This window comes from Brevibacterium atlanticum (assembly GCF_011617245.1).
In the GTDB taxonomy this organism is placed as follows: Bacteria; Actinomycetota; Actinomycetes; order Actinomycetales; family Brevibacteriaceae; genus Brevibacterium; species Brevibacterium atlanticum.
The window spans coordinates 2,345,094-2,363,712 of sequence record NZ_CP050152.1 but is presented as its reverse complement, the minus strand read 5'-3'; the positions used below and the strand labels follow the sequence as shown (position 1 = coordinate 2,363,712).

Genomic DNA, 18,619 nt, shown 5'->3' with positions numbered 1-18,619 from the left:
CGGGCTCCGGGCCCGTCACCACGAAGAACACACACCACCAGGGAGAGAGAAGTTTCTGTGGCCGATCACTATGAAACACTCGGAGTGTCCAAGGATGCTTCCGCGGCTGAGATCAAGTCGTCGTACCGGAAGCTGGCACGCAAGTACCACCCGGACGTCAATCCCGGCCACGAAGACGAATTCAAGGCCATCTCGCTGGCCTACGATGTGCTCTCCGATCCGGAGAAGCGCCGCAACTACGACATGGGCGGCGGAGAGAACGGCCAGGGCGGATTCCCCGGTGGCGGCGGATTCGGCGGGTTCGGAGACATCTTCGAGACCTTCTTCGGCGGTGGCGGCGGACAGGCCGGCGGCCCGATCCCACGCACCCAGCGCGGCAAGGACGCCCTCGTCGGCGTCAACATCGACCTCAAGACCGCGGCCTTCGGCGGCACCGTCGACCTCGACGTGACCACCGCCGTGGTGTGTGAGACCTGCTCGGGTGCCGGCACCCAGGAAGGCACCTCGGTCGAGACCTGCAGCCTGTGCCACGGAGCCGGCAGCGTCCAGCGGATGACTCGGACCCTGCTCGGGCAGATGGTCACGAACCAGACCTGCAACTCCTGCCACGGCTTCGGCACCGTCATCCCCAACCCCTGCCTCAACTGCCAGGGCGACGGGCGGGTGCGCAAGCAGCGGACGATGAAGATCCGCATCCCCGCCGGCGTCTCCGACGGAACCCGCATCCAGCTTTCCAGTCAGGGCGAGGTCGGCCCCGGCGGCGGACCCGCCGGCGACCTCTTCGTCGAGGTCATGGTCACCCGCCACGAGGTGTTCCAGCGCGACGGCGACAACCTCCGCGCCACGGTGTCCGTGCCGATGACGGCCGCCGCCCTCGGCGCGACCATTCCGTTCGAGACCTTCGACGGCACTCAGGACCTCAGCATCGCTCCCGGCACCCAGTCGGGCACGGTCGTCAAACTCTCCGGCCTCGGCGCCTCCCGCCTGCGCTCGGAGACCCGCGGCGACCTGCTCATCACCGTCGACGTGCACACGCCGGACAAGCTCGACGACGAACAGCGCGAACTGTTCGAAAAGCTCGCCGAACTGCGCGGTGAACAGGCCCCACGGGCCCAGATCACCACCGAGAAGTCCGGCATGTTCTCCCGCATGCGTGAGAGGTTCGCCGGTCGGTGAGCCTGCCCGTCTTCCACACCGCTGCCGCCGCCGAGGCGGTGCCCGGCACAGTTCTCACCGTCGGTGAGGGCGTCGCCGGGCATGCGGTGCGGGTGCGTCGGATCGGACCCGGCGAGCACATCGAGATCGTCGACGGTGAGGGCACGCGCGCCCGCGGTCAGGTCACGGCCGCCTCGGCGATGGGCATGGACCTCGACATCACCGCGGTGACGCATGAGGACGAACCCCATCCCCGACTCGTCCTCGTCCAGGCCCTGGCGAAGGGCGACCGGGACCTCCAGGCCATCGAAGCGGCCACAGAGATCGGCGTCGACGAGGTCATCCCCTGGGCCGCGGAACGCTCGATCGCCGATTGGCCGGCGAAGAAGCGGGAGAAGATGGCGGCGAAGTGGCAGCACCTGCTGCACGCGGCCTCCCTGCAGGCGCGGCGCTCCCGCTTCCCCCGACTGCACGAACTCGTCCGCGGGACCTCCCTGACGCGGCAGCTGAGCGAATCGGATGCGGTGTTCGTCCTCCACGAGACCGCGCAGAAGCGACTCTCCGCGGCACTTGCCGAACTCGGACACGGTGGCGACGATGCCGCGGCGACCAGCGGCCCCGATCCCGCGGCCGGCCCCGGCTCCGGCAGCACACCCGAACGCATCGTCCTCATCGTCGGCCCCGAAGGCGGCATCAGCGACGGCGAACTCGAAGCCCTCACCGGCATCGGCGCACAGCCGGTCCTGCTCGGGCCCACCATCCTGCGCTCCTCCTCGGCCGGATCGGCCGGCCTCGTCATGGCCCAGAATTCATTGGGCCGTTGGTGAGCCGAGCGACTACGATAGAAGCACACACAGGTGCCGTCTGAGACGGCGGCCCCGCACGCGAAGGAACATTCTGGACATCACCCCCACCACGAATTCTGTGAACACCACCGACGAGCAGGCACCCGTCGGCGACGGCGCAGCTGCCGGAGCATCCGGCAACGACAGCGTCCGCCTCGTCATCCCCGACTCCATCGACCTCGTCGAATTCTTCGGACCCGGCGAGGCGAACCTGCGTGTGCTGGAGAAGACGTTCAGCGACCTCGATATCCACGTCCGCGCCAATCAGGTCCAAGCCGCCGGCGATCCGAAGCGCCTCGAGGCCTTCGTCGGCGTGATCGGAGAGCTCAAGAAGCTCCACGCGGCAGGTCACCGCATCAACGAGGAGACGATCGAGCGCGTCACATCGTTTTCCTCGGAAGGAGCGGCGGCCTCGGCGGTTTTGGGCACGAACATCCTGTCCACACGGGGCAAGTCGATCCGGCCGAAGACGATGGGCCAGCACGACTACGTCAAGGCCATCCGCAACCACACGATCACCTTCGGCATCGGTCCCGCCGGCACCGGCAAGACCTACCTGGCCATGGCGATGGCTGTCAACGCCCTCCAGCACAAAGAGGTCTCGCGGATCATCCTCACCCGGCCCGCCGTCGAGGCCGGCGAATCGCTGGGCTACCTGCCGGGCACACTCAACGAGAAGATCGACCCCTATGTGCGCCCCCTCTACGATGCGCTCCACGACATGGTCGACCCCGAATCCATCCCGCTGCTCATCGAGACCGGCACGATCGAGGTCGCACCGCTGGCGTACATGCGCGGGCGGACCCTCAACGATGCCTTCATCATCCTCGACGAAGCGCAGAACACCACCGCCGAGCAGATGAAGATGTTCCTCACCCGGCTGGGATTCGGCTCCCGCATGGTCGTCACCGGCGACATCTCGCAGATCGACCTGCCGGGCAAGACCCGCAGCGGCCTCAAGGTCGTCCGCGACATCCTCACCGGGATCGAGGACCTGCAGTTCTGCGAACTCGGCAGCAAGGACGTCGTCAGGCATTCGCTGGTGACGAAGATCGTCGAGGCCTACGACCTGTGGGGGAGTGCCGAATGAACACCGAGCTGCTCAATGAGACCGATGCCGAGGTCGACCTCGACGAGGTCGTGGCACTGACCGAATACTTAGGCGAGGCCCTGCACATGCACGCGGGTGCCGAGCTGGCCGTGACCATGGTCGACGCCGAGACCATGTCCGAACTCCACGTGAACTGGATGGACCTCGAAGGGCCGACCGACGTGATGTCCTTCCCGATGGACCAGCTCCACCAGGGTGAGCCCGATCGTCCCACCGAAGGCCAGATGGGTGACATCATCATCTGCCCCGAGGTGGCCCGCACCCAGGCGGAGACGGCCGGGCATTCGACGATGGACGAGATCCTGCTGCTGACCGTGCACGGATTCCTCCACCTGCTCGGCTACGACCACGGCGAGGACGAAGAGCGTGAGGAGATGTTCGCACTCCAGCGGCATCTGCTGCTGACCTTCTTCGCCGCCCGCTACGACGGCCGCACCGACATTCCCACCCCCACCGAGGTCTGAGCATGTTCGCCTACTTCCTCGGAGCGGCCCTGTGTCTGGTCATCGCTGCGATCCTCTCCGCCGTCGACGCGGCCCTGCTCACCGTCTCCCACCATGCGGTGGAGGAGGCGAAGGAGGAAGGCAGCCGGGCAGCGGTGCGAGTGGAGAGGATCCTCGCCGACCTGCCGACGAACATCAACGTCATCATCTTCGTCCGCAACTTCCTCGAGGCGCTGGCCACGGTCTTCATCGCCCTGGCCTATGACTCCACGTATTCCGTGGGACCGCTCATGGTCTTCCTCACGGTGCTCACCGCCTCGGTGGCGGTCTTCATCATCGCCGGCGTCTCCCCGCGCACGATCGGCAAACGCCGTTCCCTGGCCGTGTGCCTCAACCTCAGTTGGGTCGTGCGCATCGTCCTCGTCGTCCTCAAACCCCTGACACGGATCCTCGTCGTCCTCGGCAACCTGCTGACCCCGGACAAGGTCTACAAGGACGGGCCGTTCGTCACCTCGGAACAGCTGCGCGACCTCGTCGAGCGGGCCAGCGAATCGGATATCATCGAAGACGGCGAGCGCGACATGATCCAATCCGTGTTCAACCTCTCGGACACTTCGGCGAACGAGGTCATGGTTCCACGTACGGACCTCATCACCGTCGACGCCGAGGTGGGACTGCAGAAGACGCTCAACCTGTTCTTCCGCTCCGGGTTCTCCCGCATCCCCGTGTGCGGGGAGGACCTCGACGACGTCCGCGGGGTCGCCTACCTCAAGGACGTGGCCCGCCGCCTCCACCTGCATCCGGAGGACGCAGACCGACCGATCGGCAACCTCGCCCGCAGCGTGCTGTTCGTACCCGAGACGAAGCCCGCGGATGATCTGCTGCGGCAGATGCAGCTGGATTCGACGCACCTGGCGATCCTCATCGACGAATACGGCGGCACTGCCGGGCTCGTGACCATCGAGGACATCGTCGAAGAGATCGTCGGCGAGATCGAGGACGAATACGACAGCGGCGACGACGAACTCGTCGCCGAACCGGACGGCACGTTCGTCATCAGCACCCGGATGTCGATCTCGGACTTCGCCGAATACTTCGACGTGCGCATCGACGAAGACGATGTCAACAGCGTCGGCGGACTGCTCTCGAAGCTCATCGACCGGGTGCCCATCGACGGTTCGCATGCGAGCATCGAGGGACTCAACATCGAAGCGATGGAAGGGCAGGGCCGACGCCACCGGATCACCCATGTGCGGGTCACCCGCGTGGACGACGACCAGCAGGACCCCCGCATCGTCGGCGCCGCCGGAGCCGGCCGACCAGGACCGAGCGGATTCAGTGTGAAGGCCGGTCACACGAAGGAAGAGGACTGAGATGGAATTCCGCACGGACTACCCCGAGGACTACAAGGCCGGATTCGCCTGCTTCGTCGGCCGGCCGAACACCGGCAAGTCGACCCTGACGAACGCCCTGGTGGGGGAGAAGGTCGCGATCACCTCGGCGAAGCCGCAGACGACCAGGCACACCATCCGCGGCATCGTCCATCGCGATGACCACCAGCTCATCCTCATCGACACCCCGGGCCTGCACAAGCCGCGGACCCTGCTGGGATCGCGCCTGAACGACCTCGTGGCGATGACGCTCAGCGAGGTCGACGTCATCGGCTTCTGCCTGCCCGCGGATGAGCCGATCGGTCCCGGTGACCGCTACATCGCCTCCCAGCTCGAGCTCCTCGACGGCCGCACGCCGATCGTGGCGCTGGTGACGAAGGTCGATCTCGTCCCCAAGGACAAGGTCGCCGAGGCTCTGCTGGCCGTTGGTGAGCTCGCCGACTTCGCCGATGTCGTCCCCGTCTCTGCAGCAGAGGGCTTCCAGGTCGAGACCGTCGATTCGGTGTTGGCCGGTCATCTGCCCGTCTCACCTCCGCTCTACCCGGACGGTGACCTCACCGACGAACCCGAAGAGATGATGATCGCCGAACTCGTCCGCGAAGCCGCCCTCGAGGGCGTTCGCGACGAACTGCCGCATTCCCTGGCCGTGCAGGTCGAGGAGATGTACCCGCGGGAGGGGCGCAGCGAGGACAACCCGCTGTGGAACGTCCACGTCAACCTCTACGTCGAACGCCCCAGCCAGAAGGCGATCATCATCGGCAAGGGCGGCAGCAGGCTCAAGGCCATCGGATCCGAATCGAGGCAGGGCATCGAACGGCTGCTCGGCACGAAGGTCTACCTCGACCTGCACGTCAAGGTCGCCAAGGACTGGCAGCGGGACCCCAAACAGCTCGGTCGCCTCGGCTTCGACTTCAACCGGAACTGAGGGGCGGCGGAGGGGCCGTTCGTGCCTCTGTCTGAGGCGACCGTCACAGGGTGCGAGTTGAAGCGGCGGCTGATCACTGCCATAGACTAGGCCGAGTGAATGCCGAGCAGACTCTGGTCGCCCTGAGCGATCGATCCCCACAGGTTGCCCCCGAAGAGCTCATCGCAGGTCTCGTCCCGCCTCCGCAGTTCGAGGACGTGTCCTTCGACAGCTACCGCACCGACCCGGCCGAACCGTCCCAGGCTGAGGCGCGGGCCAAGCTCGAACAGTTCACCTCACAGTCGAACTCGCCGGGCTTCTTCGGCAGACTCTTCTCGAAGGGGAAGTCCGGTCCGAAGGGCGTCTACCTCGACGGCGGATACGGCGTCGGCAAGACCCACCTCCTGGCCTCGGCGTGGCATGCCAATGAGAAGCCTGCCACCTTCGGCACCTTCGTCGAATACACGAACCTCGTCGGTGCCCTCGGCTTCGCCCGGGCCCGCGACGACCTGTCGAAGATGAAGCTCGTGTGCGTCGATGAGTTCGAACTCGACGATCCCGGCGACACCGTGCTCATGTCTCGGCTCATGCGGGAACTCACCGACGCGGGAGTGAAGATCATCGCCACGTCGAATACTCTGCCCGGATCGTTGGGGGAGGGGCGCTTCGCCGCTCAGGACTTCCTCCGCGAGATCCAGGCCCTGGCCGACCAGTTCGAGGTCTATCGCATCGATGGTCAGGACTATCGCCACCGCGCCCTGAGCTCCCCGGCGGATCCGCTGTCTGCCGACGAACTCGATGCGGCTGCGGCGGAACTCGGCGGTGTCATCGCCCGCGATGACTTCTCCGAGCTCGTCAACCACCTCTCGTCCGTTCATCCGTCGCGCTACGGGCGTATGGTCGACGGCATCGACAATGCGGTGTGGGAGAACGTGGTGACCATCGAGAACGAGAGCGTGGCGCTGCGTTTCGTCGCACTCGTCGACCGGCTCTACGACCGCAACGTCCACATCATCAACTCCGGTGTCCCGCTCGACAAGGTCTTCACCGAGGAGTCGCTGGCCGGCGGCTACAAGAAGAAGTACTTGCGCTGCCTGTCCCGGCTCACCGCGCTGTCGTCCTGAGCCACTCGTCGACGTCGCCCTGAGGGATGAGCGGCTTACACAGGAGGCGGCACTGATGTTTCACGCCCGCTGCACCGACTCCCGGTGCGGCGGGCGCTGCGCATTCACCACGTGAGTTCTTCGCGCCCATCAGCGTCGACGTGGCGGGGAGAGGACTTCAGCGCAGGCTGAGCAGTTCGAAGATGGGCAGATCCGGCACCCAATCGGGCAGACCGGTCAGCTTGAGCGCACCCCAGACGACGACCGCGACGAAGGCCGCGGTGAGCGCACCGATCGTCCAGCGGACCCAGAGCCGCTGGGCCATGATCCAGCGTGTCCACTTCTCGACGTTCACCCGCACGAAATGAAGCAGTCTGCGTGCCCACTGGAACTCGCTCGAGATGATGAACAGCCCGATGATGACGATGAGCCAGCCAGGACCGGGCAGGGGGACGAGCATGAGGCCGATGAGGACGATGAGGGTGCCCAGGCCGCCGACGATGGTCCGATAGAGGCGAGCCGTGTGCGGATTCGCCAGCACCGTCTGCCGCCAGCGCAGGAAGCCCAGCCGCAGCTTCCGCCACGGTCGGGGGCCTTGCCGATGATGGCGCGAGAACCACCCGTTGGGGCGGCTGGACTGGGGATCGGGGTGCACCCAACCACTATAGGATGGCGACCCTGAAAGCTTGATCAGCGCCTGTGACGACGATCACCCGATTCCGATTTTGCGTATGCCGTCACCTGCGTATAGAGTTGTATCTCGTTGCGAGGGAAACCGAGCAGCGAGAAATGCGGATGTGGCTCAGTTGGTAGAGCATCACCTTGCCAAGGTGAGGGTCGCGGGTTCGAGTCCCGTCATCCGCTCGGAGGCGTCATGGCACTGCCTTGGCGGTGGCGTGGCCGAGAGGCGAGGCAGCGGCCTGCAAAGCCGTATACACGGGTTCGAATCCCGTCGCCACCTCGGATGGATTGACAGAAATGTCGATCAATCAGCGCGATTGGCGCAGCGGTAGCGCGCTTCCTTCACACGGAAGAGGTCACTGGTTCGATCCCAGTATCGCGCACAGGGACTTCACGGTTCCGGTGCAACAAAAGAATAGAGCGCGATTGGCGCAGCGGTAGCGCGCTTCCCTGACACGGAAGAGGTCACTGGTTCGATCCCAGTATCGCGCACAGGAGAAGCCCCGAGTGATGCACTCGGGGCTTCGTGCATGTCTGCCCGTTGTGCAGGCTCGTTCAAGGCGGAGCGCACTTGTCGAGCCGTCGGAAGCTCGTTCAAGGCGGAGCGCACTTGTCGACCGGAGCTCCGTTCCACAAGTGCGCTGCGGCTTGAACGACGATTTGGGCACGCTCGGGCGGTGCCGCCGAACACTTGCGCTGCGAGCAGAGCCTGAAGGTGAACGGTCCGGTCGTCGCCATGTGGCAGCGCTGTTGCAGGTCTGGAACGTGAAAAGCATGCGGAAGTAAGCCCGATTGCTAGTACGCTAGGCGTTGTACCTAACGACGATGACTTCGGAGCACCTATGTCTACTCCTCAGAACCCGTACGGTTCGGGCGACGGTTCGGGCGGCAACAACCCGAACGGCCAGAACCCCAACAGCCAGCCGAGCGCCCCCGGCCAGGGCGGCGACCAGAACCAGGGAGAGCAGCCTCCCCAGTACGGTTCCCAGCCGCAGCAGCCGAACTACGGCCAGGGCGGCAACGACGGTTCGCAGGGATACGGGCAACAGCCTCCGCAGTACGGTGCGTCGAACGATCAGAACCAGTACGGTTCTCAGCCGCAGTACGGTCAGAATGCCGGTGGTCAGGATCAGAACCAGTACGGCTCGCAGCCGCAGTACGGTCAGAACGCCGGTGGTCAGGATCAGAACCAGTATGGCTCCCAGCCGCAGTACGGGCAGAACCAGAACCAGGACCCCTACGGCCAGAATCAGAACCAGTACGGGCAGGGTCAGTACGGTCAGAATCCGTACGACGCGAGCGCGCAGTACGATGCCAACCAGTACGGTCAACAGCCGGCCTACGCGGGAGCTGACGGGTCCTCCGATCAGTTCATCCCAGCCAACCCGAACGCGGCCTACAGCCAGTACCCTTCGGGCTCCGGCGGCAACACCTCGAAGAACATCTGGGGCATCCTCGCCCTCATCGGCGGCATCGTCGGCATCCTCGGCGCCTTCGTCTTCGGCGGCGGCGCACTCTTCGGCATCGCTGCGATCATCTTCGGCTTCGTCGGACTCTCCGCGGTCAAGAAGGGCCTGGCCAGCAACAAGGGCCTCAACATCACCGGCATCATCCTCGGCGCCGTCTCAGTCATCATCTCGATCATCGTGATCGTGGCGACGATCATGTTCGGTGCGTTCATCTTCAAGGCCGCCGACGAGGCAGCCAGCTCGTCGGCACCGGCAGATCCCAGCCAGGGTGCCGGCCAGGACCCGGCCCAGGACCCGAGCGAGGGCTCCGGCAGCTCCGACGGTGGAGAGCCTGCCCCCGCACAAGGCAGCGACGTCACGATCGGCGACGATCTCACTGCCACTGTTTCGGTCAAACCGGGCACCGCAGATTCGAGCGCCACGGGTGCGGACTCGACGAACGGCCAGATCGCCGTGGTCACCATGACCGTCAAGAACAATTCGAGCGAAGACGTCGACCTGACCCTGTCCGATCTGAACGCGAACAACGGCGGCAGCAAGGACTACGACGATGTGTTCGACGGCTCGAACTACCGCGGTTCGCTCGCCTTCGCCGATCCTGTCCCCGCCGGAGGCGAGAAGACCTACGAGTTCGCCTTCGCCGTCGAGTCGTCCGATATCGACGCCATGCACGTCCAGCTCAAACTGAACGAGGACTACGGCAGCGGCACGGACTTCGAGTGGAAGAAGCAGTGACGCGAAGCACTCTTCGCACGCGCTGAATGCGCATGACGCGAGGCTGAACCGGCATCCGCAGAACACCTCGATGAACACAGTTGGGTGGCAGTCGACTGACTGCCACCCAACTGATTTGGCCCCGCCGAATTGGTACTAGACTCTGATGGCGGGACGTCCTGGTTCAGGACGCACTCGAACGAAGACTCAACGAACGGAGAAGATCAGTGGCAGACAGCATCGACTGCGCGGGCGAAAGCATCCCTTGGAAAGAGGGGCTGACCGGAACGGAGATCTTCTCCTCCGACCGCACGGTCGTTGCGATGTGGCTCGGCGGCGAACCCGCCGACCTCAGCCGCGAGCTGCAGCCCGGCGACCGAATCGCACCGATCACCATCGACTCCGACGCCGGACTCGACATCCTCCGCCATTCGACCGGGCACGTCACCGCCCAAGCCGTCCAGGAGCTCTTCCCCGGCACGAAGCTCGGGATCGGCCCCTACATCACCGACGGCTACTACTTCGACTTCGATGCTGCCGAGCCCTTCACCCCTGAGGATCTCAAAGCGATCCAGAAGAAGGCCGCCCAGATCGTCAAGGCCGGCCAGACCTTCAACCGCGTCGTCGTCACCGAGGACGAAGCCCGTGAGCGCATGGCGAATGAGCCCTACAAACTCGAACTCATCGACGACAAAGGCAAGGGCTCCGACGACGAATCCTCCGTCGAGGTCGGCAGCGGCGAACTCACCGTGTACGAGAACGTCGACCGCAAAGGCGAAGTCGTGTGGCAGGACCTCTGCCGCGGACCCCACCTGCCCAACACCAAACTCATCGGCAACGGCTTCGCCGTCACCCGCGCCTCTTCGGCCTACTGGCGCGGAGACCAGGCCAACGCCAGCCTGCAGCGCGTCTACGGCACCGCATGGGCCAGCAAGGACGACCTCAAGGCCTACCAGGATCGCATCGCCGAAGCCGAACGCCGCGACCACCGCAAGCTCGGTGCGGAGATGGACCTGTTCTCCTTCCCCGAAGAGCTCGGCTCCGGCCTGCCCGTCTTCCACCCCAAGGGCGGTGTGATCAAGCGGGAGATGGAGGACTACGTCCGCGCCCGCCACATCGACGAGGGCTTCGAATACGTCGGCACCCCGCACATCTCGAAGGAGACCCTCTACTACACCTCGGGCCACCTGCCTTACTACGGCGAGAACATGTTCCCGCCGATGTCCGTCGACGAGGTCCGCGACGAGGAGACCGGCGAGATCGTCAAGGAGGGCACCCCGTACCGCCTCAAGGCGATGAACTGCCCGATGCACAACCTCATCTACCGCTCCCGCGGCCGGTCCTACCGTGACCTTCCGCTGCGGCTCTTCGAGTTCGGCACCGTCTATCGCGACGAGGCCTCCGGCGTCATCCACGGCCTCACCCGCGTCCGCGCCCTGACCCAGGACGACTCTCACTCCTACGTCGCCCAGGAGGATGCGGCCAAGGAGATCCGCCATCTGCTGAACTTCGTGCTCAGCCTGCTGCGCGACTTCGGCCTCGACGACTTCTACCTCGAACTCTCCACCCGCGACGAGGACGGGAAGAAGGCCGACAAATTCATCGGCTCCGATGAACAGTGGGCCGAAGCCACCCAGGTCCTCGAAGAGGTGGCCCAGGAGACCGGGCTCGAACTCGTTCCCGACCCCGGCGGCGCCGCCTTCTACGGCCCGAAGATCTCCGTCCAGGCTCGCGACGCCATCGGCCGCACCTGGCAGATGTCGACCGTCCAGCTCGACTTCAACCAGCCCGAGCGCTTCGGCCTCGAATACGTCGCCGCCGACGGAACAAGAAAGCAACCGGTGATGATCCACTCGGCGAAGTTCGGATCCATCGAACGCTTCCTCGGCGTGCTCACCGAGCACTACGCCGGAGCGTTCCCCGTCTGGCTGGCCCCGGTCCAGGTCACCTGCATCCCCGTGGCCGAGGAGTTCAACGACTACCTCGCCGAGGTGGCCGACCAGCTGCGCAAGGCAGGTGTCCGGGTCGAGATCGACGACAGCGACGACCGTTTCCCGAAGAAGATCCGCAACGCCTCGAAGTCGAAGGTGCCCTTCACCCTCATCGCCGGCGGCGAGGACCGCGATGCCGGTGCCGTGTCCTTCCGCTTCCGCTCGGGTGAGCAGGACAACGGAGTGCCCGTCGCCGAGGCAGTGCGCCGAATCCTCGACGCGATCGAGACCAAGGCCCAGGTATGAGCCAGGACGCTGACCCGACGGCACAGGACCAATCCGGCGGCAGCCTCGGCGAAGGGATCCCCTTCCCCGAGGCGGCCGCCGGGTTCCCCGGCGAACCCGACGGCTTCCAACGTCTGTGGACCCCGCACCGGATGGTCTACATCGACGGTCAGGACAAACCGAAGGACGACGGCGAGGAGGAATGCCCGTTCTGCACCGCTCCCGGCAAGGATGATGCCGAAGGGCTCATCGTCGCCCGCGGTGAGACCGTGTATGCGGTCCTCAACCTCTACCCGTACAACCCGGGCCACCTGCTCATCTGCCCGTACCGCCACGTGGCCGACTACACCGAGCTGAGCGAGGACGAGACGATCGAAGTCGCCCACTTCACCCAGAAGGCGATGCGCGTCATCCGTGCCGTGTCCGGACCCCACGGATTCAACCTGGGAATGAACCAGGGTCCCGTCGCGGGCGCCGGCATCGCCGCTCACCTGCACCAGCACGTCGTCCCACGCTGGGGCGGAGACTCGAACTTCCTGCCCGTGATCGCCCAGACCAAGGCCCTGCCGCAAGTGCACGCCGATGTGCAGGCACGCCTGTCGAAAGAATGGAATCGATGAATCCCGAAGACCTCGACACCCTCGCCGAGTACTCGACCCCCGTGCTGCGCGGCGATGAGGCCGTCATCACGATCCGCCGCCCCGACCTCGAGTCGAACACCTACCTGTCACAGCTGTTCGCGCTCACCGAGAATGGCTCCCGCCGGCTCACCCACGCGTGGAACGACTCCGCGCCGCAGGTGGGGCGGAACTGGTCGGGCTACCTCGGGGCGGAGAAGAAGGCCCCCGCTCAGCTCTTCGCCGGCCCCACTCTGGAGTCGGCACATCAGATCACGGACAATCACCTCGGCGTGTCCGAATTCGCCCTCGACGATGCCGGGGGCCGCGCCCTCTACACCGCACGGGTGGCCGAACCCGGTCGCTACGGCTCTGATGACGACATCCCCGCCGCCGAGGAGGCTCCGCGACGGATTTCGTCCTCGACTTACCTCGCCAACGGCCTCGGCTACACCACCGACCGCCCCTCACGGGCGTTCCTCGTTGACCTCGCCGAGCCCGGACTCGGGAAGGCCGGGCTGCGGGGTGCGGGAGAAGTGCCGCTCTCGACCCTGCTGCGGACCCCGGAGTCCGACGTCCACGACCCTCAGTTCTCCCCGGGCGGACATTGGGCGAGCGTGATCAGCGCAGTCGAGCCCGATCGCGGTCAGCCCGACCTGCGCAGCACCGTGTGGCTGCTCGGCCGCGAGGAGTCCCGCCCGCTCGACCTGCCGTCGATGGACGTGAGCCTGCACGTGTGGATCGACGAGGACACCGTGCTGCTGCTCGGCAACACCCTGGACCGCGACGAACTCGACTTCGTCGGGCAGATGCCCGGACTCTTCGTCCACGACCTCCACACCGGATCGACGAGGCGGCTGACCGATCCGGAGACCGTGGCCCTTGCTCCGATCCGCCCGCAGATCAGCGGGGGAGAGGCGATCGCCGTCGTCGACGCCGACGGGGCATCCAGGCTCGTGCGCATCGACCTCGGGGCCGAGGGGCTCGGCCTCGACGAACTGACGTTCCTCAGCGATGACACGACCGTCGTCACCGGCTTCGACGTTGCCGGCTTCGAGACAGCCGCTGACGACGGTGCCGGCACAGATGCCGGCACCCTCGTCTTCACCGGGTCCACCCCGGAGTCCCCGGCAGTGTTCGGACGTGTCGACCTCGGCGCCACCTCGGCGGCGGGAGTCCCCGTCATCGACCTGCAGCATCCTGCGCCGGCGAACTCCGTGCTGCCCGAGGTGCTGCGCGTGCCCGGCGAGGGCGGCACGATCACCGGCTGGCTGGCGAAGCCGGAGGGGGAGGGGCCGTTCCCTGTCATCCTCAACATCCACGGCGGACCCTTCGCGCAGTACGCCCACTCCTGGTTCGACGAGACGCAGGTGCTCACCTCGGCGGGATACGCCGTCGTGTATTCGAATCCGCGCGGCTCGGGCGGCCGCACCCGCAGCTGGGGGACCGCCGTGCAGGGTGATATGGCGGCTCCGGCGATGGCCGACGTGCTCGCCGTACTCGACCACGCACTGGAGACGAATCCGGACCTCGACGCCGACCGACTCGGCATCCAGGGCGGATCCTACGGCGGCTACCTCACGGCGATGACCATCGCCGCGGATCACCGCTTCCGTGCCGCCATCGTCGAACGCGGATACCTCGATCCCGTGAGCTTCGTGGGCACCTCGGACATCGGGCGCTTCTTCACCGAGGAGTACACGAGCCGCAGCCAGGCAGCGATCGAGCGGCAGTCGCCGCTGGCACATGCCGACCAGGTGGGAACACCGACTCTGGTGATGCATTCGGAACTCGACCTGCGCTGCCCCTTCGAACAGGCCCAGCAGTACTATGCGGCTCTGCAGCGCGCCGGCGTGGAGACCGAGATGCTCGTCTTCCCCGGAGAGAACCATGAACTCTCCCGGTCCGGGCAGCCTCGCCATCGCCGCCAGCGCTTCGAAGCGATCCTCGACTGGTGGGACCGACATCTCTCCGGCGCAGAGACCGACCCGGACGATACCGCTGCGGGCGAGGGCGCTGCGGGCGAGGGTGCTGCCCCCGGTACTGCAGGCTCCGCACCCACCGACTGAGGTCATGAACACCCTCAGCGCCGCCATGGCGATCAACCGACCCCACTGTGCGTCTCCGTTCGAGAGCCTTCCCGACTTGGACGGACGACCACGATGCCGATATCGTTCTCTGGGCCCTCTTCGGGCTCTTGCCGAAAACCCCCAGCATCACTATTCTGCAAACACTTGCCTCCCCTCGCCCCCGACCACTGGAGAACCATGAAACCTCGTAAAGCCTCACGGGTCGTATTACTCAATGAGCGCGACGAGGTTCTCCTGATTCGAGCCCAGGACCTGCTCACGCCCAGCCACCAGTGGTGGATGACGTGCGGCGGCGGTTCCGAACTCGGCGAATCCGCTGCACAGACCGCCGCCCGCGAACTCGCCGAAGAGACCGGGATCGAATGCGAACCACACGAACTCATCGGCCCCTTGGCCACACGCGACGAAGTCTTCGAGTTCACCGAGAAGAAGCTGCGGCAGCTCGAGACCTACTTCGCCTTCCGCACGTCCGAGGACATCGAACTCGAGGACGCGGTATGGACGGACATCGAGAAGCGCAGTCTCCTCGAATTCCGCTGGTGGTCGCGCGAGGACCTGATGTCGACGACGGAGACGATCTACCCGAAGAACCTGCTCAGCCTCATCGATCTGGCCACCACGGGCTCCGTGCCCGAGGTTCCGCTGGTCATCGACTGAGCGCCCACGATCCCCGGCAGCCGCCGGCGACGACGGGCAGGGAGCGGAGAGCCTCTGCGAACATATAGACTTGAGAGGCTGAACTACAGGAAGGAACACCAGTGTCAGGTCATTCCAAATGGGCAACGACTAAACACAAGAAAGCTGCCATCGATGCCAAGCGCGGCAAACTCTTTGCCAAGCTGATCAAGAACATCGAGGTTGCCGCTCGCAACGGTGGACCTGATCCCGACGGCAACCCGACGCTCTTCGATGCGATCCAGAAGGCGAAGAAGAACTCGGTTCCCGCCGACAACATCACCCGCGCGGTCAAGCGCGGCGGCGGACTCGACGGCTCGGCAGTCAACTACGAGACGATCATGTACGAAGGCTACGCCCAGGGCGGCGTGGCACTGCTCATCGAATGCCTCACGGACAACCGCAATCGTGCGGCCTCCGAAGTGCGCGTGGCCGTGACCCGCAACGGCGGCTCGATGGCCGATCCGGGATCGGTGACGTACAACTTCAACCGCAAGGGCGTCATCACCGTCAATGCGGAGGAGACCGACGAAGAGGCCGTGCTGCTGGCGACGATGGACGCCGGCGCCGAAGAGGTCAAGGAATCGGGCGACAAGTTCGAGATCATCTGCGAGGCCACCGACCTCGTCGCCGTGCGTACGGCCCTCGTCGACGCCGGAATCGACTACGACTCTGCCGAGGCCTCGTTCGTCCCAGAGCTCGAGGTCAGCCTTGACGCGGCGACCGCGCAGAAGGTCTTCAACCTCATCGACGCACTCGAGGACAGCGACGAAGTCCAGAACGTGTACTCGAACGCCGACGTCAGCGACGAGGTCCTCGCCGAACTCGATGCCTGATGCGCATCCTCGGCGTTGACCCCGGCCTGACCCGCTGCGGGCTGGGTGTCATCGACACCCTGCCCGCGCGGAAGGCGACGATGGTCGCCGTCGACGTCCTGCGGACCCCGTCTGCGGATTCCGTCGACCTCCGCCTCGGTGCCATCGCCGAGGCGTTCGACACCTGGCTGGACGACTACCGTCCGGACATGGTCGCCATCGAGCGGGTCTTCGCTCGCAACGACGTCTCGACGATCATGGGCACCGCCCAGGTCTCGGGGCTGACGATGGGGCTGGCCGCCCGCCGCGGACTGCCCGTGGCCATGCACACCCCCTCGGAGGTCAAGGCTGCGATCACCGGCTCCGGGCGTGCCGACAAGAAGCAGGTGACGACGATGGTCACGCGGATCCTCGGACTCGACGCACCGCCGAAGCCCGCCGATGCCGCCGACGCCCTGGCGATCGCCATCTGCCACTCCTGGAGAGGGGCGCTGTCGGCTCAATCCACCCCTGGACGGAACAAGGACCTCACCCAGCGCAAATCCGCCGGTCGGGAAGGATCGGGGCTGACGAAGGCCCAACAGCAGTGGGCCGAGGCGATGCGCCGAGCCACCTAGCCGCGGGCGTGCCGCACCCGGCGGGACATGGTGCTCCTGCTAGGGTGTATTCGTACACGTGTTCCCACTCGAAAGGCAGTTCGTGATCAGTTTCCTCAGCGGTACGGCGCATCGGATCGCAGCTGACCACCTCGTCGTCCTCACATACGGCGTCGGCCGCAAGGTCCACGTCACCCCGGACACCCTCACGCACACCCGCCACGGAGCGGAGATCGAACTCGTCACCAGCCTCGTGGTCCGTGAGGACTCGCTGACCCTCTACGGGTTCGCCACCGAGGACGAGAACCACACCTTCGAAGTCCTCCTGTCCATCTCCGGAATCGGCCCCCGACTGGCGATGGCCATCCTGTCGGTGATGGGACCCGACGAGCTCTCCGCGGCGATCGCCTCGCAGGATGCGAACGCCCTGACCAAGGTGCCGGGAATCGGAAAGAAGGGCGCCTCGCGGATCATCCTCGAACTCGAGAACAAGCTGCCGAAGCTCTCCGCCTCCACACCCGGACCGACTCTGTCCTTCGGCGGCGGGAACCAGCAGGTCGTCGATGCCCTCGTCGGACTCGGCTGGAAGGAAGCCCAAGCCGAGGAGGTCGTGGCCGAGGTCGTCAAGGAGACCGGAGCTGAGGCCGGCACGTCCGTCATCCTCAAGGCCGCGCTCAAGGTCCTGGGAGCTCGCAGATGACCTCCGGACCCGAGCACGCAGGTGAGTTCGACGCCGAGTCCTATGAGATGGACTTCGGTGATCAGGCGATGACCGGCGCCGAACGCGACCGACTCGTCTCCGGTCGTGCCGAAACCGCCGAACGTGACGCCGAGGCGGCGCTGCGTCCGAAGGGCCTGGCCGACTTCATCGGCCAGCCGCAGGTGCGCGAGCAGCTCTCCCTCGTCCTCGATGCTGCGAAGGCCAGGCAGAAGGCACCCGACCACGTTCTGCTCTCCGGGCCTCCCGGGCTCGGCAAGACCACCCTGGCGATGATCATCGCCCACGAGATGAACTCGAGCCTGCGCGTGACCTCCGGCCCCGCCGTGCAGCACGCCGGCGACCTCGCGGCGATCCTCTCCTCCCTCGAGGAGGGCGAAGTCCTCTTCATCGACGAGATCCACCGGATGGCCCGAGCTGCCGAGGAGATGCTCTACGTGGCGATGGAGGACTTCCGCGTCGACGTCATCGTCGGCAAGGGTCCCGGCGCCACCGCGATCCCGCTCGACCTGCCGCAGTTCACCCTCGTCGGGGCCACCACCCGCTCCGGTCTGCTGCCGGCACCGCTGCGCGATCGCTTCGGCTTCACCGCGCTGCTCGACTTCTACTCGAGCGCCGATCTGCTCACCGTGCTCCACCGTTCGGCACGCATGCTCGGCATCGATGCCGAACCTGCCGGGCTCAAAGAGATCTCCACCCGCTCCCGCGGCACCCCGCGCATCGCCAACCGGCTGCTCCGCCGAGTCCGCGACTGGGCCCAGGTGCGCGGCAGCGGCGTCATCGACCTCGACGCCGCCGTCAACGCGTTGGAGGTCTACGAAGTCGACGCGCTCGGCCTCGACCGCCTCGACCGCTCGGTCCTGCATGTGCTGTGCAAACGCTTCGGCGGGGGACCGGTGGGCCTGGGAACTCTCGCGGTCTCCGTCGGGGAAGAGGCCGATACCGTCGAAACCGTGTCCGAGCCCTACCTCGTGCGGGAGGGGCTCATCAGTCGCACTCCACGGGGGCGAGTGGCAACTACGGCCGCCTGGAAGCACCTGGAAATGCAGATCCCAGCAAACTATGAGTACTGAACC

Annotated in this window: 17 protein-coding genes and 4 tRNA genes; 20 read left to right on the top strand and 1 reads right to left on the bottom strand. The window is 65.9% G+C overall.

Going from position 1 to position 18,619, the window contains the following annotated elements; all coding sequences use genetic code 11:
• Positions 1-57 precede the first annotated feature (57 nt).
• From dnaJ to zapE, 7 genes are all read left to right on the top strand, one after another.
• Entirely contained in the window at positions 58-1,176 is a 1,119-nt protein-coding gene (gene dnaJ / locus GUY23_RS10625) for a molecular chaperone DnaJ (protein WP_166972166.1), read from the top strand.
• A complete protein-coding gene (locus GUY23_RS10620) occupies positions 1,173-1,982 on the top strand; it encodes a 16S rRNA (uracil(1498)-N(3))-methyltransferase (protein ID WP_166972164.1) in 810 nt (269 codons plus the stop codon). The genes dnaJ and GUY23_RS10620 overlap by 4 nt, the downstream gene beginning before the upstream one ends.
• 97 nt (positions 1,983-2,079) lie before the next feature.
• Positions 2,080-3,090 carry a PhoH family protein gene (locus tag GUY23_RS10615; RefSeq protein ID WP_166972162.1) on the top strand — a complete coding sequence of 337 codons (1,011 nt, stop codon included), beginning with the start codon at positions 2,080-2,082 and terminating at the stop codon, positions 3,088-3,090.
• A complete protein-coding gene (ybeY, locus tag GUY23_RS10610; RefSeq protein WP_166972160.1) occupies positions 3,087-3,575 on the top strand; it encodes an rRNA maturation RNase YbeY in 489 nt (162 codons plus the stop codon). The genes GUY23_RS10615 and ybeY overlap by 4 nt, the downstream gene beginning before the upstream one ends.
• A 2-nt stretch (positions 3,576-3,577) precedes the next feature.
• Positions 3,578-4,927, top strand: a complete 1,350-nt coding sequence (locus GUY23_RS10605) for a hemolysin family protein (protein WP_166972158.1) — start codon at positions 3,578-3,580, stop codon at positions 4,925-4,927.
• 1 nt (position 4,928) lies between these two features.
• Entirely contained in the window at positions 4,929-5,870 is a 942-nt protein-coding gene (era, locus tag GUY23_RS10600; RefSeq protein WP_166972156.1) for a GTPase Era, read from the top strand.
• Between the two features lie 95 nt (positions 5,871-5,965).
• Positions 5,966-6,973 (top strand): cell division protein ZapE, encoded by a 1,008-nt coding sequence (gene zapE / locus GUY23_RS10595; RefSeq protein ID WP_166972154.1) that lies wholly within the window; start codon positions 5,966-5,968, stop codon positions 6,971-6,973.
• 157 nt (positions 6,974-7,130) lie between these two features.
• Here zapE and GUY23_RS10590 read toward each other — a convergent pair whose 3' ends face one another.
• Positions 7,131-7,607 (bottom strand): TIGR02611 family protein, encoded by a 477-nt coding sequence (locus GUY23_RS10590; RefSeq protein ID WP_228282213.1) that lies wholly within the window; start codon positions 7,605-7,607, stop codon positions 7,131-7,133.
• 136 nt (positions 7,608-7,743) lie between these two features.
• On the opposite strand from GUY23_RS10590, the gene GUY23_RS10585 reads away from it, so the two are divergent.
• From GUY23_RS10585 to ruvB, 13 genes are all read left to right on the top strand, one after another.
• Positions 7,744-7,816, top strand: a tRNA-Gly gene (locus tag GUY23_RS10585).
• Between the two features lie 26 nt (positions 7,817-7,842).
• Positions 7,843-7,913: transfer RNA gene (locus tag GUY23_RS10580), tRNA-Cys, on the top strand.
• A 31-nt stretch (positions 7,914-7,944) separates the two neighbouring features.
• Positions 7,945-8,016, top strand: a tRNA-Val gene (locus GUY23_RS10575).
• Between the two features lie 37 nt (positions 8,017-8,053).
• A tRNA-Val gene (locus GUY23_RS10570) sits at positions 8,054-8,125 on the top strand.
• Positions 8,126-8,475: 350 nt separating this feature from the next.
• On the top strand, positions 8,476-9,837 hold the full coding sequence (locus tag GUY23_RS10565; protein ID WP_166972152.1) for a DUF4190 domain-containing protein: 1,362 nt from the start codon (positions 8,476-8,478) through the stop codon (positions 9,835-9,837).
• Positions 9,838-10,043: 206 nt separating this feature from the next.
• Positions 10,044-12,053 carry a threonine--tRNA ligase gene (thrS, locus tag GUY23_RS10560; protein ID WP_166972151.1) on the top strand — a complete coding sequence of 670 codons (2,010 nt, stop codon included), beginning with the start codon at positions 10,044-10,046 and terminating at the stop codon, positions 12,051-12,053.
• A complete protein-coding gene (locus tag GUY23_RS10555; RefSeq protein ID WP_166972149.1) occupies positions 12,050-12,652 on the top strand; it encodes an HIT family protein in 603 nt (200 codons plus the stop codon). The genes thrS and GUY23_RS10555 overlap by 4 nt, the downstream gene beginning before the upstream one ends.
• Complete coding sequence (locus GUY23_RS10550; protein WP_166972147.1) at positions 12,649-14,718, top strand: S9 family peptidase; 2,070 nt, start codon at positions 12,649-12,651, stop codon at positions 14,716-14,718. The genes GUY23_RS10555 and GUY23_RS10550 overlap by 4 nt, the downstream gene beginning before the upstream one ends.
• Before the next feature lie 198 nt (positions 14,719-14,916).
• Positions 14,917-15,396 carry an NUDIX hydrolase gene (locus tag GUY23_RS10545; RefSeq protein WP_166972145.1) on the top strand — a complete coding sequence of 160 codons (480 nt, stop codon included), beginning with the start codon at positions 14,917-14,919 and terminating at the stop codon, positions 15,394-15,396.
• Positions 15,397-15,497: 101 nt separating this feature from the next.
• The gene (locus tag GUY23_RS10540) at positions 15,498-16,250 is read left to right on the top strand and encodes a YebC/PmpR family DNA-binding transcriptional regulator (RefSeq protein WP_166972143.1); all 753 of its coding nucleotides are present in this window, start codon (positions 15,498-15,500) and stop codon (positions 16,248-16,250) included.
• Positions 16,250-16,846: a crossover junction endodeoxyribonuclease RuvC gene (ruvC, locus tag GUY23_RS10535; protein ID WP_166972141.1), complete on the top strand. Its 597-nt coding sequence runs from the start codon at positions 16,250-16,252 to the stop codon at positions 16,844-16,846. The genes GUY23_RS10540 and ruvC overlap by 1 nt, the downstream gene beginning before the upstream one ends.
• A gap of 82 nt (positions 16,847-16,928) precedes the next feature.
• Entirely contained in the window at positions 16,929-17,525 is a 597-nt protein-coding gene (gene ruvA, locus GUY23_RS10530) for a Holliday junction branch migration protein RuvA (protein WP_166972139.1), read from the top strand.
• A 68-nt stretch (positions 17,526-17,593) separates the two neighbouring features.
• Positions 17,594-18,616: a Holliday junction branch migration DNA helicase RuvB gene (ruvB, locus tag GUY23_RS10525; protein WP_407647390.1), complete on the top strand. Its 1,023-nt coding sequence runs from the start codon at positions 17,594-17,596 to the stop codon at positions 18,614-18,616.
• Positions 18,617-18,619 lie beyond the last annotated feature (3 nt).

Coding starts and splice junctions, on each gene's coding strand:
- era (WP_166972156.1), top strand. CDS start 4,929: ATGGAATTCCGCACGGACTACCCCGAGGACTACAAGGCCGGATTCGCC.
- GUY23_RS10555 (WP_166972149.1), top strand. CDS start 12,050: ATGAGCCAGGACGCTGACCCGACGGCACAGGACCAATCCGGCGGCAGC.
- ruvB (WP_407647390.1), top strand. CDS start 17,594: ATGACCGGCGCCGAACGCGACCGACTCGTCTCCGGTCGTGCCGAAACC.
- GUY23_RS10605 (WP_166972158.1), top strand. CDS start 3,578: ATGTTCGCCTACTTCCTCGGAGCGGCCCTGTGTCTGGTCATCGCTGCG.
- GUY23_RS10550 (WP_166972147.1), top strand. CDS start 12,649: ATGAATCCCGAAGACCTCGACACCCTCGCCGAGTACTCGACCCCCGTG.
- GUY23_RS10545 (WP_166972145.1), top strand. CDS start 14,917: ATGAAACCTCGTAAAGCCTCACGGGTCGTATTACTCAATGAGCGCGAC.
- GUY23_RS10565 (WP_166972152.1), top strand. CDS start 8,476: ATGTCTACTCCTCAGAACCCGTACGGTTCGGGCGACGGTTCGGGCGGC.
- ybeY (WP_166972160.1), top strand. CDS start 3,087: ATGAACACCGAGCTGCTCAATGAGACCGATGCCGAGGTCGACCTCGAC.
- ruvC (WP_166972141.1), top strand. CDS start 16,250: ATGCGCATCCTCGGCGTTGACCCCGGCCTGACCCGCTGCGGGCTGGGT.